Origin of the sequence: Micromonospora zhanjiangensis, from assembly GCF_042650605.1 — a bacterium.
Taxonomy (GTDB): Bacteria; Actinomycetota; Actinomycetes; order Mycobacteriales; family Micromonosporaceae; genus Micromonospora_J; species Micromonospora_J zhanjiangensis.
In genome coordinates this window covers 82,556-98,247 of record NZ_JBHSBN010000004.1, presented here as the reverse complement: position 1 = coordinate 98,247, position 15,692 = coordinate 82,556, and the positions used below count along the sequence as shown (strand labels likewise).

The following is a 15,692-nucleotide window of genomic DNA, read 5'->3' as shown; positions in this document are numbered from 1 at the left end:
CGTTCGACGCTCTACCGGAAAGCAACCGCATGAACTGGCCAACGACAGAAGCGATTCAGGGTGACGAAACACCGTAATTCGTAAATTTTATCCGCGCTTCGGCTTCGCCCGGGTCGCGGCGTCCGTCCCGCGACCCGATCCGCCTGCTCAACAACAGGAGCGCGAACAACACCCACATGGGAGTGGCGGCCCGGTTCCCGGACAGTGCCGGGTAACCGAGGGACGAGGTGATCGTCACCAGCACGAGTCCGCCCGCGAGCCGGGACATGTTCGGGTCCGACGAAGGACGCCGTCTCCACCAACTCCACAGCAGCACGCAGAGGACCGCGGTATAGGCGAACACTCCCAGCAGACCCCCCACGGCAAAGGCACCGAGCCAGGCGCTGTCGTACGGCCAGCCGACCCCGTTCAGTCCGTAGCCCGTCCAGGGCGACGTCTTGAGAATCGCGATCGTCACGTCGTACAGGGCGGCGTGGTCACCGAACCGGCCCGCCGAATAGAGGTGGACCAGGTCCGCGTCGTCGGCGGGCGCGAAGTAGGTGGCGAGGACGCCGAGCCCGTTCCAGTTCACACCGTGTCCGGCGGCCACCCTCAGCAGCCCGTAGACCACGGAGCCGACCCCCGCCGCGCCGAGCCACCAGGTGGGTCGCCGACCGGCCGTCCGGAGAATCTGCCATACCCCGACCGGCAGTCCGCCGAGAAGAAAGGTCTTCGACGCGCCCAGGGTTCCACCGAGGATGACGACGGCGGCGGCCGCGGCCAGCCACCACGGCCGACGGTGGAACAGGTAGATGAGCGAGAGCAGGGCGATGCTGTAGAAATGACCGCCCTCGGCCGGCTGATTGAAGATCCCGCCGTAGCGGCCGGTGCTTAACGCCAGCGCTGCCACCGAGGGCGTGAGCTCGCCCTGAACCCAGAAACCCTGCAGCAACGGAGTCAGGTCGAACGTGACGGACAGGAACGCGAGACCGGTGTTGACACAGGCCAGTGCGACGATCACGCCACAGACCGCGCGCAGGTAGGGCCGGGGGTCGACCCACGCGCCGAGCAACATCCAGGTGGCGAACAGCACGGCGCCGGGCATGACCAAGTTGTCGAGGGCACGCAGCGGTTCGTCGGCCCAGCCGATTTCCAGGGTGGGCGGGGCGGGGAACAACCAGCCGAACAGGGCGATCACCAACTCGAACCCGAGCAGGTACACCACCAGCAGTCCGTTCGGGGCCGCCGGCGTCGAACGCCACCAGCCGCAGACGAGACCCACCCCGCAGACGAGATAGACGCTGGCCTGTTCGGTACGCAGCCCGGCGACCAGGTACGGCCCGCAGGCGCAGGCCACCAGCAGCGACAGCGCGACCAGCCGCCACCGAGCGTCCGTCCGTCGTGGCCGGACCGGTCCAGGTTCGGCCACCCCCGGCACGGACGACAGCAACGGCAGCACAACCCCCCGGTGGCCGGCCCCGGCCGGGACGCGTTGCCGGAGCGCACCCGGCCGGGCTCTGGTCCCCGGTTCCTCAGACAACGCAGGTCCTCCTCACCTTCGGCTGTTCACCGTGGGCAGCGGCGCCGTCCGGCCGCATCCGCCGATCCGCCGCGGCGCGGTGCCGACCCGGTCCCGGGCCGAACGACGGTATTCAGGCGGGCTGACGTTCGGAGTCGACGGACACCGCCGCCCGGGTCACCGGACGGGACACCGCCAACTCGCCCGAGGCAGCCACGAATGTCAGGTTCTGCGTCACGATGTGCCCGCGCAGTTGCCCGGTCTCGGCCATCAGCGCCAGCTTCCACGCGCCGCCGATCAGGCCCCAGACGACGGACCTGACCAAGCTCGTCAGTCCGTGCACCGGAGGCGGACACGCGCGGCTGCGCACCGAGTCGAACCCGGTGACCGCGGCGAGTTGGGCCACCCTGCGGTGGGTGAACCAGGTCTGGTGGGTGAAGTCGCCGTACATGGTGTGACCGCCGGTCGGACTGACCGCGTTGGGCACCCGGGCGATGAATCGGCCACCCCGGCGCAGCGCCGCACGCACGTCGTCGAAGGTGCGGATCAGTTCCCGCCTGGTCAGGTGCTCCAGTACGTCGGTGGCGACGATGGCGTCCCAGGTGCCGGCCGTCTCGTGCAGGTAGCGGTGCAGGTCACCCAGTTGGACGCGGTCCAGCCCACGGGCGTGCGCCACGGCGACCTGTTCCGGACTGATGTCGACACCGTGGGCGTCGAGCCCGTCGGCCAGCATCAGGGCCACCAGCTTCCCCTGACCGCAACCGATGTCCAGGACCCGGCAGGAGGCGGAGCGGCGGGGCAGATATGGCCGGATGTCACGGCGATAGACCAACGCGGCAGCCGCCGCCCCGCCGGTGCCGGCATGGGTGGACACGTAGGAGTCGTAGAAGCGGTCGTCACCGGCGTCCGCCCCGGCGCTCATCCGCCGCTCCGAACGGGGACGGCGGCCGGACGTCGTCGGCGTGCCCGCACGACGTCGCAGGACAACGGCATTCCGACCTCCCGATGGTAGCGGCACCTGGACCAACGACGGCCACTCGGCCAGGTCACGCACCGGCGGACGGCTGCCACAGGAATGTCCGGACCGTCTCCCCCGACCGGAACAGCGGCAGACCCAACGACAGCCGGAGCACCTCGCGCACCGGCCGGCAGTCGAACGGTGGGCGGGTGATGTCCACCCAGGAACCGCGGTCGAGGCGGATGTCCGGCCCGTGCGGCTTGTCGATATTGGGTCGGCGCATCCGGTCCGGTGCCGGCCAGTGCTCGGTCACCAGTACCGTCGGGAACTGCCTGCAGTGCGCCAGGATGCCGGCGATCTGGCGGTTGGACAGGTGCTGCAGGACCTGCCGGACCAGGCAGAGGTCACCCTCCGGCAACGGCCGGACGGTGGCGTCCAGGACGGAGAACCGCACGCCCGGCGCACCATGGAGCTCGTTGTTGCGGGCAATCACGGCGGGCACCACGTCCACCCCGTGGTAGGACTCGACGTGATCGGCGAAGAGCCCGGCCACCCGGAAGTCGCCGCAGCCCACATCCACCACCGAGCGCACGCCGAGCCGCTGGACCAACGAGCGGACGTACTCGGCGTACCGGATCGCGAGTTCGCCCCGGGAGCCGGTGCCGGAGTCGAAGGTCTCCCCGGCACCCCAACGACCCTCGGCGTAGATGTCCGCGAACACCCGCTCGGCCGACCGGCCGGCGTTGCGCCGGCGGATCGCCGCCATGACCACGGCTCGGCGCCAGTCCTTGAGCACCCGCGGAGTGACGCCGGCCAGCCGCGGTCGCCACGCCTCACCCGGCATCCGGTCCGCCCGCCCGCCGGACCGGCGCCAGCCGGTCGTACACGTCCGTGAACCGTTTCAGGGCGACCGCGCTGGAGAATTTCCGCAGACACCGGACCCGTCCCCGGCTGCCGAAATCGGCACCCCGGCCGGTGAGGAGGTCGAGCGTCCGCTCAGCCACCTCGATCGCCACCCGCGGCGCGGGCCCCTGCGGCACCAACCAGCCGGTTTCGCCGTGCCGGACCGTCTCGACAGTCCCGTTCGTCTCGGTCGCCACCACCGGCAACCCGCAGGCCATCGCCTCCAGCACCGAGATGCCCAGCCCTTCCTCGTGCGAGGTCTGCAGGAAGGCGGCGGCACCCTGGTACACCGCGACCAGTTCGGCGGCCGGGACCTCCGACCGGATCAGCACCCGGTCCCGCAGTCCCAGCCTGTCGATGGTCCGCAGCAGCGACGGCTCGGGCCGGTGCCGGCCGGCGAGCACCAGCGGCCCGATCGACGGCTGCAAGCGCCGCATCTCGGCGTACGCGAGGATGAGCCGGTCGAGTCCCTTGCGCGGGTCGCTCATCCGGCAGACCGACAACAGGTAGCCGTCCCGCCGCCAGCCGTCCGGAGCGGGTACGAACCGGTCGGTGTCCACTCCCGGTGGAGCCACCAGCAGCCGCGTCCGGCTCACCGAACGCACATGCTCGGCCAGCGCGGCGTTCTCCACCAGGACGGCGTCGACCCGGGACAGCACGTCGCGCTCGACCCGCGACACCAGCCTCGTCATCCACCGGCACCAGGCCCGTCGGGCCGGTGGGAGGGAGGCCAGCAGTGCCGGACGCTCCCACCCGACCAGCGAGGCGACCTGGAGCACCACCGGGACACCGGCCCTCACGACGGGCGCCGCACAGGCCGGTGCGCCCGACACCACCTGCACGATGTCGGCGTCCCGCAGGGCGGCGGTCAGTTGTCGGCGCGGCCGGTACCGCATGATCTCCAACTCCACCGCGTTCGCACCCCAGTGCGTGTACCACCCACCCGGTCCGACCGTCCGGAGGTCACGCCGCAGCCAACTGGTGGGCACCATCAGCCGCCGACTCGACGTGTCCCGGCTGAACGTCGCGAGATCGTGCATCGCCACCGAGTAGCGGCCCGTGGCCAGCAACCCGTCCCACAACCACTGCGCCACGGTGCGCACTCCGCCCCCGTACTCGAAGCCGTACGTCACGAGCGCGACACGGCGTAGCGGCGGTGCGGTCGTCCGCCCGAGCGGCGCACCGGTCGGGCGCCCTTCGGGGCCCGGCTGCTCGATGCCGATGGTCGTCGTGGAGGTCGGGTCAGCCGTCACATCCAGCCAACGAATCGACGGATCGGGCGTTACGCGGCGTATCGCCCGGCTGCTCGACGCCACGCCTGCCGCTTTTTTCCGTCGTTATAGCTGTCAGCTGACCATCGTTGTAGCTGTCAGCCGATCAGACCAGTGCGGCGCACGTCCGACCCCGGGAGTCCCCATGCCAGTCAGGATCCACCTGTCGTCCCCGGATGTCGGCGAGCTGGAGGAGTCCTACCTGATCCGAGCGCTCCGCTCCGGTTGGGCGGCACCGGCCGGCCCGGACCTCGACGCGTTCGAGCGCGAGCTCGCCGACCGGGTCGGCACCCGCCACGCGGTGGCGGTCAGCTCGGGTACGGCCGCGCTGCACCTGGCCCTGCTGGCCGTGGGCGCCGGACCGGGAACCCGGGTCGTCGTGCCGACGTTGACGTTCGTCGCGACGGCGAACGCCGTGGTGTACACGGGCGCCGAACCGATCTTCGTGGACTGCGAGCCGGAAACCGGCAACCTGGACCCGGAATTGCTGGCCGAGCTGCTGCGTCGGCTGCGTGCCGACGGCGAGCAGGTCGCCGCCGTGCTGCCGGTGGACATGTTCGGCGTCTGCGCCAACTACGACGCCCTGCTCCCGCTCTGCGCCGCGGTCGGCGTACCGGTCGTGGAGGACGCGGCGGAGGCGCTCGGTGCCGCCCGGCACGGCCGGCCGGCCGGGTCGTTCGGCCGGGCCGGCGTCTTCTCGTTCAACGGCAACAAGATCATAACCACCTCCGGCGGTGGGATGATCGTCTCCGACGACGAGGCGCTGGTCGCCCGTTGCCGCCATCTCGCGGCCCAGGCACGGCAGCCGGTCGCGCACTACGAGCACACCGAGGTCGGCTACAACTACCGGCTGAGCAACCTGCTCGCCGCGCTCGGCCGGGCCCAGCTGCACCGGCTCGACGAACTGCTGGGCCGGCGCCGCCAGCTGCGCGAACGCTACGCCAAGCTGTTCGCCACCACGCCGGGGGTGCGGCTGCTCGGCGAGGGTGACGCCGGGGCGAACTGCTGGCTCACCTGTCTGGTCGTCGACCCGGCGCGGGCCGGCTGGCACGCCGGTGAACTCGCCGCGCACCTCGCCGAGCGCGACATCGAGACGCGACCGTTGTGGAAGCCGATGCATCTGCAACCCGTCTTCGCCCGGGCTCGCGGCCTGGTGACCGGCACCGCCGAGCATCTCTACCGCACCGGCCTGGCGCTGCCCAGCGGGTCGAACATGGACGAGACACGGATCTCGCGGGTCCACCTGGCCGTAGCGGAGTTCCTGGCCGGCCGCTGATCACGGACCATCGGCCGGCGGGCGCCGACGGCGATGCCGACATGAGCATTTTTTCCGGGAATGCCACGGTGCCGACGGCGCGGCTTGCACGTTATTACCCCTGGGGAGAGCGCGGCCTCCACCAGCCACGAGGCTGATGCCAGGGAGCACACGTATGCCGAGCACCGCCGACGTCCGAGCCGCCGCCGACCAGCCGCGGACCAGGCTCCGCCGGGCCTATCTGCTGGTCGTTGACGTGGTCGCCTGGATCGTGGGTTTCCTCCTGGCGATCTGGACCCGTTACGAGTTCCGCCCGAGCGCCGCCCAGACGGCCCACACGCTGGCGATCGGCGCGACGGCGGCCGGCATCTACCTCGTCGTCACCCTGGGCCGGAACCGGTACCTCGGCTGGTACCCGGTCGGCAGCCTGCAGGAGGCCCGCTCGGTCGCGCGCACGGTGGTGGCGACCGGGACGACCGTCTTTCTCTACCTGCTGACGACCGCGGAGCGGCCGGTCCCGGTCAGCACGCCCGTGGTGGCGCTGTCGGGCACCGTGCTGCTCATGTTCGCCGCGCGCTGGAGCTACCGGTACCGGCGGGACCGCTCCCTGCGGCCGACCACCGGGTCCAGCACGCCGGTGCTGCTGTTCGGGGTGGGATCGGCCGGCCAGGGGCTGCTGCGCGCCCTGCTCACCGACCCGAACGGCCGGTACCTGCCCGTCGGGCTGCTCGACGACGATCCGGCGAAGCGTCACCTGCGCATCGACGACGTCCGCGTGCTCGGCGGCCGCGAGGACATCGCCGCAGCGGTACGCCGGACCGGCGCGCAGAGCCTGATCTTCTCCGTCTCCAACGCGGACGCCGAGTTGATCCGCGAGATCCGGAGCCGCTCGCTGGCCGCCGGCGCGGACTTCAAGGTGCTGCCGTCGATCTACGAACTGGTCGACCATCGGATCAGCGTCGCCGACGTACGCAGCCCGGAGATCTCCGACCTGCTCGGCCGTCGGCACGTCGTCGCGGACCTGGTCACCGGTTCCGGCGGCCTGGCCGGCCGCCGGGTGCTGGTCACCGGCGCGGGCGGATCGATCGGCTCGGAGCTGTGTCGGCAGATCATGCGCGCCGAACCGGGCGAGCTGATGATGCTGGACCGGGACGAATCCGCCCTGCACAGCCTGCAGTTGTCACTCTACGGCCGGGCGATGCTGGACAGCCCGGAACTCATCCTCGCCGACATCCGGGACGCGGAGCGGATCAGCCGCATCTTCGCCGAACGGCGGCCGGAGATCGTCTTCCACGCGGCCGCCCTCAAGCATCTGACCCTGCTGCAGCGGCATCCCGGTGAAGCGGTGCAGACCAACATCCGGGGCACCATGGCCGTTCTCGACGCCTGTCGGGACGTGACCCGGTTCGTGAACGTCTCGACCGACAAGGCGGCGAATCCGACAAGCGTGCTCGGTTACTCCAAGCGCATCACGGAGCGGCTGACCGCGCACGCGGCGGTCGCCCTCCCCGGCACCTTCCTCAGCGTACGGTTCGGCAACGTGCTCAGCAGCCGCGGCTCGGTGGTCACCGCCTTCCAGGCGCAGATCGCGGCCGGCCTGCCGATCACCGTCACCCATCCGGACGTGACCCGCTATCTGATGACGGTGCAGGAGGCGGTGCACCTCGTGCTGCAGGCCACGACGATCGGCCGGGACGGGGAGGCGCTCGTGCTGGACATGGGCGAGCCGGTCCGGATCGACGACGTGGCACGCCAACTCGCCGCCCGCGCTCCCGGCCGGACCCAGATCGTCTACACCGGACTGCGGCCGGGCGAGAAGCTGCACGAGGACCTCTTCGGCGCCGGCGAGGTCGACCGTCGGCCGTTGCACCCCCTCGTCTCGCACGTGGCGGTGCCCGAGTTGGACCCGGCCGAGGCGGGCACGCTGGACCCGTTCGACCCACCCGACAAGTTGCTCGACAGGATGGCGTGGCTGTGCGGTCAACCCCCGCAGCCACCCGATCCGATCTCGACCGTCCCGGACATCCACCGGGCCCCCGACGCGCGGTGGACCCCGGCCGACCGCTGACGCGCGTCTGATCGGCGCGTTGACCCGGAGACCGGCCAGGAGCACCAGGATGCCTCGCAGCACCGACGCGGGTCGGAAGGCCGGACCACTCGCCGCCGTCCCGACCGGCGGCGTGACGGTCGGAGCCGGCTTCCCGCCCACCCGCCCCACCGTCGAACGGGCGGCGTTCTGATGTGCGGGATCAGCGGCCTGGTCGGACCGAACCCGATCACCGACCGCCACCTCCGGGCGTTGGGTGTCGTCGATCGCCGCCTGTGCCACCGTGGGCCCGACGACGCGGGTTGGTGGTCCGCCGGCCCGGTCGCGCTGGGGCACCGCCGGTTGGCCATCGTCGACCTCAGCGACAGCGGCCGCCAACCCTTCCGGTCCGCCGACGGTTCGGTCGTGGTCGTGTTCAACGGTGAGATCTACAACCACGAGGAGCTGCGCCGCCGCCACCGGCTGACCGTGGCGGGACGCTGCGACGGTGCCATCCTGCCGGAGCTCTGGCAGCGACTCGGGACGGGGATGTTCGCCGAGCTGCGTGGGATGTTCGCGATCGCCGTCGTGGACACCACCGTCGACAGCGTGACGTTGGCCCGGGATCCCTTCGGCATCAAACCGTTGTACTACACCGGAACGCCGGACGGGACGATGATGTTCGCCTCCGAGCCGAGACCGCTCGTCGGCGTGCTGGCCGCGCCCGAGCTGGACCGGGCGGCGTTGCGGCGCTATCTGGCGTACGGCGGGTTGTCCCGCGACCAGTCACCGTTCGCCGGCGTCCACTCCGTGCCGGCGAACGGGTGGGTTCGATGGGACGGGGCCACCCGGCGGACCGGAGGCACCGTCCGGGACGACCTCTTCGACGACCTGCCGCGCACCTCGCCGGCCGAGCTGCGGGACGCGTTCCTGACATCGGTGTCCGGACACCTGCTCAGTGACGTACCGGTGGCGCTGCTGTTGTCGTCCGGTCTGGATTCCGCGTCGATCGCCTGGGCGGCTTCGACGCTGGGCGCCCGGCTCACCTGTGTCACCGTGGACATCGACGGCACGATGGGCGAGGGAGCCGGAGCCCGCGAGATCGCCCGTTCCTTCGGCCATCGGCACGAGATTCTCTCCGGCCTGCCCGACGACGACCTGGCGGATCACTTCTTCGCCTCGATGCAGCGCCCGTCGATCGACGGGCTGAACACCTTCCTCGTGAGCAGGGCGATCGCCGGGCTCGGCATGAAGGTCGCGCTCTCCGGTGTCGGCGGTGACGAGGTGCTCGCCGGCTACCCGCATTTCCGGGCGCTGCGGTACCTCCCCCTGCTCCGGATCGCCGGAGCGGCCCGGTTACCCGGTGCGCTGGTGGCCGGCGGGGGAAGCAACCGGCGCAGGAAGCTCGGCCACCTGTTGCGCGGCACCGCGGGATGGGACGCGGCGGGCCTGGCCGAGGTGGTTCGCCGGGTCCGCTTCGATGACGAGATCGACGCGCTCCTGCCCGACCCGGGCCGGGAAACAGGCCGGGCAGCGGGCCGGGAAACGGTCGGTCCGCCGGGTCCGAGCGGCCCGTCGACGGCCGTCGCGCTGTCCGTCAACGAGATCGAGGGATACCTCGGCGGCACGCTGCTGCCCGACTGCGACGCATACTCGATGGGTTGCTCGGTGGAGATACGCGTGCCGTTCGTCGACGTGCCGTTCGCCCGGGCCGCCCTCGGTGCCGATCCCCGGCGGGGGATCGGCAAGCGGGGCTTCGCCGCCGCGACCGGCGACGCCACCCTGAAACGCATCGCCGAAACCCGGAAGCGGGGCTTCAACCTGCCGATGGACCGATGGATGCGCGACGGTCCGCTGGCTCCGGTCGTACGCCGGGCCGGCCAACCGGACGCTCCGGTGACCGGAGTCCTGCGCGCCGAGAACGTGGCGGCGGTCCTGGACGGATGGCGAACCGGCGGGGTCGCCTGGCCGAGGGCGTGGTCGGTGGCCTGCCTCGACTCGTGGCTACGCTCGCTGCGGAGCTCGCTGCGGACCGGCCGGCCACAGGTCGTCGACCACCATGTCACCACCGACGCGGCGGTGTGACACCAGCCGACCCCGCACTACCACCGCCGGCCGTCAGGCCTTCCTGAGCACCTCCGACACCAGTTCCCGAGCCTCGTCCTGGATGCGGGTCAGGTGCTCCGGGCCCTGGAACGACTCGGCGTAGATCTTGTAGACGTCCTCGGTGCCGGACGGCCGGGCCGCGAACCAGCCGGACTCGGTGGTCACCTTGAGCCCACCGATCGGCGCGTCGTTGCCGGGCGCCCGGGTCAGCGTCGCGGTGATCGGCTCGCCGGCGAGTTCGGTGGCGGTGACCTGCTCCGGCGAGAGCTTGCCGAGCACCGCCTTCTCCGCGCGGCTGGCCGGCGCGTCGATCCGGGCGTATGCCGGGTCGCCGAACCGGGTCACCAGGTCCGCGTAGTGCTCGCTGGGCGTGCGCCCGGTGGTCGCGGCGATCTCCGAGGCGAGCAGGCAGAGCAGGATGCCGTCCTTGTCGGTGGTCCACGCGCTGCCGTCGCGGCGCAGGAACGACGCGCCCGCGCTCTCCTCGCCGCCGAACCCGACCGATCCGTCGAGCAGGCCGGGCACGAACCACTTGAAGCCCACCGGCACCTCGTCCAGCCGGCGACCCAGGTCGGCGGCGACCCGGTCGATCATCGACGAGGAGACCAGGGTCTTGCCCACCCCGGTGCCCGCCGGCCAGTCGGTGCGGGTGCGGAAGAGGTAGGAGATGGCGACGGCGAGATAGTGGTTGGGGTTCATCAGGCCGGCGTCCGGGGTGACGATGCCGTGCCGGTCGGCGTCGGCGTCGTTGCCGGTGGCGATCCGGTACGCCGACCGCTGGTCGATCAGCGAGGCCATCGCGTTCGGCGACGAGCAGTCCATCCGGATCTTGCCGTCGGTGTCCAGGGTCATGAACCGCCAGGTCGGGTCGACGAGCGGATTGACCACCGTCAGGTCCAGTCGGTGCCGCTCGGCGATCTGTCCCCAGTAGGCCACGCTCGCCCCGCCCAGCGGGTCGGCGCCGATGCGTACCCCGGCGGACCGGATCGCGTCGAGGTCCAGCACCGCGGGCAGGTCGTCGACATAGGTGGCGAGGAAGTCGTACCGGCCGGTGGTGTCGGCGGCGACGGCCCGGGGGTACGGGATCCGGTCGACCCCGGCGAGCCCGTCGGCGATGAGCGCGTTGGCCCGGTCCTGGATCCACCGGGTGGCGTCGGAGTCGGCCGGCCCGCCGTGGGTGGGGTTGTACTTGAAGCCGCCGTCGGTCGGCGGGTTGTGCGAGGGGGTGACCACCACCCCGTCGGCGAGCCCGGACGTCCGGCCCCGGTTGTACGTGAGGATCGCGTGCGACAGCGCCGGAGTCGGGGTGTAGCCGTCCCGGCTGTCGACGAGCACGGTGACCGCGTTGGCCGCGAAGACCTCCAGCGCGCTGGCCGTGGCCGGCTCGGACAGCGCGTGGCTGTCCTTGGCCAGGAAGAGCGGCCCGTCGACGCCCCGCTCCCGACGGTAGTCGCAGACGGCCTGGGCGATGGCGACGATGTGCTGCTCGTTGAAGGCGTTGTTCAGGCTCGACCCGCGGTGCCCGGAGGTGCCGAAGGCGACCTGCTGCGCCGGGTCCGCCGGGTCGGGGCGCCCGGTGTAGTAGGCGGTGACCAGCCGGGCCACGTCGACCAGGTCGGACGGCTCGGCCGGTTGACCGGCACGCGGGTGGGGCGACATCGGGTTGACCTCCTGACCGACCGGCGCCGCCGGGGCGCGATCATGATGCTGGTACGGGTTCCCGCGCCGGGCACGGGTGGAACGTGCCGGCGCGGGGTCCGGCGCCGGTCGGGCGGACCGCCGGTCAGGGCTCGATCCGCTGGCCCTTGCCGATGACCACGATCCCGTTCGGCGAGACGGTGTAGCGCTCGCGGTCCTTCTCCAGGTCCACCCCGATCTCGACACCCTCCGGTACGACAACGTTCTTGTCCAGGATGGCGTTGCGCACCACCGCGTGCCGGCCGATGTCGACCCCCTCCATCAGCACCGAGCCGCTGACGTGCGCCCAGGAGTGCACCCGCACCCGCGGGGAGACCACCGAGTTCTCGACCAGCGACCCGGAGATCACCGAACCGGGTGAGACCAGCGAGCTGACCGCCCGGCCGACCCGCTCCTGCCAGCCGTGCACGAACTTGGCCGGCGGGTACGGCGGTTGGTCGGTGTAGATCGGCCAGTCGAAGTTGTAGAGGTTGAACACCGGGTGGATGGCGATCAGGTCCATGTGCGCGTCGTAGAAGGAGTCCAACGTCCCGACGTCGCGCCAGTAGCCGCGGTCCCGGTCGGTGCTGCCGGGCACCTCGTTGTCCTTGAAGTCGTAGACGTTCGCCTCGCCGCGCTCGACCATCATCGGGATGATGCTGCCGCCCATGTCGTGCTTGCTGGTCTTGTCCGCGGCGTCGCGCTCCACCGCCTCGCAGAGCGTGCCGGTGGTGAAGACGTAGTTGCCCATCGAGGCGTAGATCTGGTCGGGCGCGTCCGGCAGGCCGCGCGCGTCGGTGGGCTTCTCGCGGAACGCGCGGATCTTCCGGCCGTCCTCGCCCACCTCGATCACGCCGAACTGGTCGGCCTGGGCCAGCGGCTGCCGGATGCCGGCGACCGTCACGCCGGCGCCGGAGGCGATGTGGTCCTCCACCATCTGCCGGGGATCCATCCGGTAGATGTGGTCGGCCCCGAAGACGATCACGTAGTCGGGCTGCTCGTCGTTGATCAGGTTGAAGCTCTGGTAGATCGCGTCGGCCGAGCCGGCGAACCACCACGGCCCGCGGCGCTGCTGGGCCGGCACCGGCGCCACGTAGTTGCCCAACAGGTTGGACATCCGCCAGGTCTTGGTGACGTGCCGGTCCAGCGAGTGCGACTTGTACTGGGTGAGCACCACGATCTTGAGGTAGCCCGCGTTCACCAGGTTGGACAGCACGAAGTCGATCATGCGGTACATGCCCCCGAAGGGCACCGCCGGCTTGGCGCGGTCGGCGGTGAGCGGCATCAGGCGCTTGCCCTCTCCACCGGCCAGGACGATCGCGAGCACCTTGGCAGCCATACATCAGACGCTAACCACCGGAGTGCGAACGCACCACTCGTACGAGCAACTGGTTGCGGCTATCGTGCGGGACGTGACCGACTCCACTGCGCGTACCGGGTCCCTCCGCGTCGACCTGCTCACCCGGGAGTACCCGCCGCAGGTGTACGGCGGCGCCGGGGTGCACGTCGAGTACCTCGCCCGGGACCTGCGGGCGCTCGCCGACGTCCGGGTGCACTGCTTCGGCGCCGCCCGGGACGAGGCCGGGGTGACCGCGTACGCCGACCCGGCGCCGCTGGCCGGCAGCAACGCCGCGCTGCGGACCATGGGCGTCGACCTGGAGATGGCCGCCGGCTGCGCGGGCACCGACCTGGTGCACAGCCACACCTGGTACGCCAACCTGGCCGGCCACGTCGCCAAGCTGCTGTACGGCGTGCCGCACGTGGTGACGGCGCACAGCCTGGAGCCGCTGCGGCCGTGGAAGGCCGAGCAGCTCGGCGGTGGGTACACGCTCTCCTCCTGGGCCGAACGCACCGCCGTGGAGGCCGCGGACGCGGTGATCGCCGTGTCCGAGGGGATGAAGCGGGACGTGCTGACCGCCTATCCCGCGGTGCCGGCCGACCGGATCCGGGTGGTGCACAACGGCATCGACACCGGCCAGTACGCCCCGGATCCCGGCACCGACGTGCTGGAGCGGCACGGCATCGACCCGGACCGCCCCACGGTGGTCTACGTCGGCCGGATCACCCGGCAGAAGGGCCTGCCGTACCTGCTGCGGGCCGCCCGGTCGCTGGCCCCCGGGGCGCAGCTGGTGCTGCTGGCCGGCGCCCCGGACACCGCGGAGATCGCCACCGAGGTCGAGCGGCTGGTGGCCGAGCTGCGCACCGGCCGGGAAGGGGTGGTCTGGATCGCCGAGATGCTGCCGAAGCGGGAGGTGATCCAGATCCTCACGCACAGCACCGTCTTCGTCTGCCCGTCGGTGTACGAGCCGATGGGCATCGTCAACCTGGAGGCGATGGCCTGCGAGACGGCCGTGGTGGCCACCGCCACCGGCGGGATCCCCGAGGTGGTGGCGGACGGCGAGACCGGCCTGCTGGTGCCGATCGAGCAGGCCGACGACGGCACCGGCACCCCGCTGCACCCGGACCGGTTCGTGGCCGACCTGGCCGCCGCGCTCAACGAGCTGCTGACCGACCCGGACCGGGCCCGGAAGCTGGGCCTGGCCGGCCGCCGCCGGGCGGTCGAGCACTTCTCCTGGGACGCCATCGCCGAACGCACCATGGCCGTCTACCGCTCGGTGCTCGGCCGCCCGGTGTCGCCGTCGTGACCGGGTAGCTGATCGAGCACACTTCGCCCGCCGGTCCGGCCGCCGCCCCGCACGCCGGCCACCCGGGCACCGGGATCGGACGTCGCGGGCGACGCCGGGCGCCCACCGCGCGACCGGGGCAGCTCCGGGCGGGGACCCGGCACCCGGTTCCGCCGTCGACCGCCGATCTCCGCGATGGCCGCGGCCATCGTCGCGGCGAACGCCCGGGCGCCCTGCCCGGCCGCGCGTTCCCGAGCCTCGGCGGTCAGCCCGCGCCGCAGTCCGGGATCGCCGCTCAGCCGGCGGAGGCAGTCGGCCAAGGCGCCGATGTCCCCCACCGGGTAGACGAGACCGCTGATCCCGTGCTCGATCGGGTCGCCCGGACCCCAGACGCCGGTCACCGAACTGACCACCGGCACGGCGCCGGCGGCCGCGGCCTCGACCGCCACCAGCCCGCGTGGTTCGACGTGTGACGGCAGCACCAGAACGTCCATCCGCGCGACCAGATCGGGCACCTCGTCGGTGTTGCGGAAGCCGAACATCCGCACCCGGTCGGTGATCCCCAGCCGGTCCACCAACCCGGTGAGTTCCACCCGGAGCGGCCCGTCACCGATCAGCCAGAGTTCCCAGTCGATGCCCGGGTCCAGCCGGGCGCAGGCCTCGATCAGATCGTCGACGGCCTTGATCGGGATGAACTTCCCGACGTACCCGATGACGAACGGACGGTCCGCCGGATCGATGCCGGCCGCCCGCCGGCGGTCCGCCGCCGCGAAGAACAGGTCCACGTCCGCCGAGTAGACGCCCGGATACAGCCGCTCGGGCGGGATGCCGTGGGCCAGGTAGAAGGCGTGGTTGGCCGACCCGGTCGCCAGGGCGCCCGCAGCCAGGCGGAATCCCGCCCGCAGCACCCGCCGACGCAGCCGGGCCCGCCGGCTCAACGGTCGCGGATCCCGGATGTTGGCGTCCGAGAAGAACAGGATCGGCGTACGGGTCACCAGCGCGTAGAGGAACCCCAGCCGGCAGATCCGACCCACCCAGCCGAAACTGATCAGCACGTCCGGCCGGTCCCGGTGGAGCGAGCGCAGCACCGTCCACCAGCCTCTCCGGCGACCCGGCTTCGGCGGGGTCCACCAGTCGTACCCGGAGTGCAGGTCGGTGTTCCACCTGACCCGGCGGTCGAAACCCGGATCATGGAAGCCCTCGGCGGACACCCGGTCGTAGTAGCTCCGGCTCCGGACCCCGGGTAACGCCGCCAGCCGGCGCAGACCGGGTACGAAGTACTGCACCGGGTGGTCCATCAGCACGATCCCCAAAGGCTCGGCCGGTTGCCGGTCGCCGTCGCGCACGCGCGTCTCCCGTTCTCACTCGCTGACC

The 15,692-nt window shown here is 71.6% G+C and carries 12 protein-coding genes; 5 read left to right on the top strand and 7 right to left on the bottom strand.

Annotation, left to right across the window (positions count from 1 at the left end; all coding sequences use genetic code 11):
- Nucleotides 1–55: 55 nt before the first annotated feature.
- The 4 genes from ACFOX0_RS08145 to ACFOX0_RS08130 all read right to left on the bottom strand — a co-directional run bounded on the left by ACFOX0_RS08145 (nt 56) and on the right by ACFOX0_RS08130 (nt 4,492).
- On the bottom strand, nt 56–1,519 hold the full coding sequence (locus ACFOX0_RS08145) for a hypothetical protein (RefSeq protein WP_377543239.1): 1,464 nt from the start codon (nt 1,517–1,519) through the stop codon (nt 56–58).
- Between the two features lie 112 nt (nt 1,520–1,631).
- On the bottom strand, nt 1,632–2,420 hold the full coding sequence (locus ACFOX0_RS08140) for a class I SAM-dependent DNA methyltransferase (protein ID WP_377543237.1): 789 nt from the start codon (nt 2,418–2,420) through the stop codon (nt 1,632–1,634).
- Nucleotides 2,421–2,544: 124 nt separating this feature from the next.
- Complete coding sequence (locus ACFOX0_RS08135) at nt 2,545–3,300, bottom strand: class I SAM-dependent methyltransferase (protein ID WP_377543236.1); 756 nt, start codon at nt 3,298–3,300, stop codon at nt 2,545–2,547.
- Nucleotides 3,290–4,492, bottom strand: a complete 1,203-nt coding sequence (locus tag ACFOX0_RS08130) for a glycosyltransferase family 4 protein (RefSeq protein ID WP_377543235.1) — start codon at nt 4,490–4,492, stop codon at nt 3,290–3,292. The genes ACFOX0_RS08135 and ACFOX0_RS08130 overlap by 11 nt, the downstream gene beginning before the upstream one ends.
- Before the next feature lie 283 nt (nt 4,493–4,775).
- Between ACFOX0_RS08130 and ACFOX0_RS08125 the strand changes: the two genes are divergently transcribed.
- From ACFOX0_RS08125 to asnB, 4 genes are all read left to right on the top strand, one after another.
- The gene (locus tag ACFOX0_RS08125) at nt 4,776–5,906 is read left to right on the top strand and encodes a DegT/DnrJ/EryC1/StrS family aminotransferase (RefSeq protein WP_377543234.1); all 1,131 of its coding nucleotides are present in this window, start codon (nt 4,776–4,778) and stop codon (nt 5,904–5,906) included.
- Between the two features lie 154 nt (nt 5,907–6,060).
- Entirely contained in the window at nt 6,061–7,953 is a 1,893-nt protein-coding gene (locus ACFOX0_RS08120) for a polysaccharide biosynthesis protein (protein WP_377543233.1), read from the top strand.
- Nucleotides 7,954–8,002: 49 nt separating this feature from the next.
- Nucleotides 8,003–8,125 carry a hypothetical protein gene (locus ACFOX0_RS08115; RefSeq protein WP_377543232.1) on the top strand — a complete coding sequence of 41 codons (123 nt, stop codon included), beginning with the start codon at nt 8,003–8,005 and terminating at the stop codon, nt 8,123–8,125.
- Complete coding sequence (asnB, locus tag ACFOX0_RS08110) at nt 8,125–9,996, top strand: asparagine synthase (glutamine-hydrolyzing) (protein ID WP_377543231.1); 1,872 nt, start codon at nt 8,125–8,127, stop codon at nt 9,994–9,996. Before ACFOX0_RS08115 ends, asnB begins: the two co-directional genes overlap by 1 nt.
- A 33-nt stretch (nt 9,997–10,029) precedes the next feature.
- On the opposite strand, the gene pgm is transcribed toward asnB, so the two are convergent.
- Both pgm and glgC read right to left on the bottom strand, forming a co-directional pair.
- Nucleotides 10,030–11,676, bottom strand: coding sequence for a phosphoglucomutase (alpha-D-glucose-1,6-bisphosphate-dependent) (pgm, locus tag ACFOX0_RS08105; protein ID WP_377543230.1), 1,647 nt, complete (start codon nt 11,674–11,676; stop codon nt 10,030–10,032).
- 124 nt (nt 11,677–11,800) lie between these two features.
- Nucleotides 11,801–13,033 (bottom strand): glucose-1-phosphate adenylyltransferase, encoded by a 1,233-nt coding sequence (glgC, locus tag ACFOX0_RS08100; protein ID WP_377543229.1) that lies wholly within the window; start codon nt 13,031–13,033, stop codon nt 11,801–11,803.
- A 73-nt stretch (nt 13,034–13,106) separates the two neighbouring features.
- On the opposite strand from glgC, the gene glgA reads away from it, so the two are divergent.
- A complete protein-coding gene (glgA, locus tag ACFOX0_RS08095; RefSeq protein ID WP_377543228.1) occupies nt 13,107–14,339 on the top strand; it encodes a glycogen synthase in 1,233 nt (410 codons plus the stop codon).
- Here glgA and ACFOX0_RS08090 read toward each other — a convergent pair.
- A complete protein-coding gene (locus ACFOX0_RS08090; protein ID WP_377543227.1) occupies nt 14,300–15,664 on the bottom strand; it encodes a glycosyltransferase in 1,365 nt (454 codons plus the stop codon). The genes glgA and ACFOX0_RS08090 overlap by 40 nt on opposite strands.
- Nucleotides 15,665–15,692 lie beyond the last annotated feature (28 nt).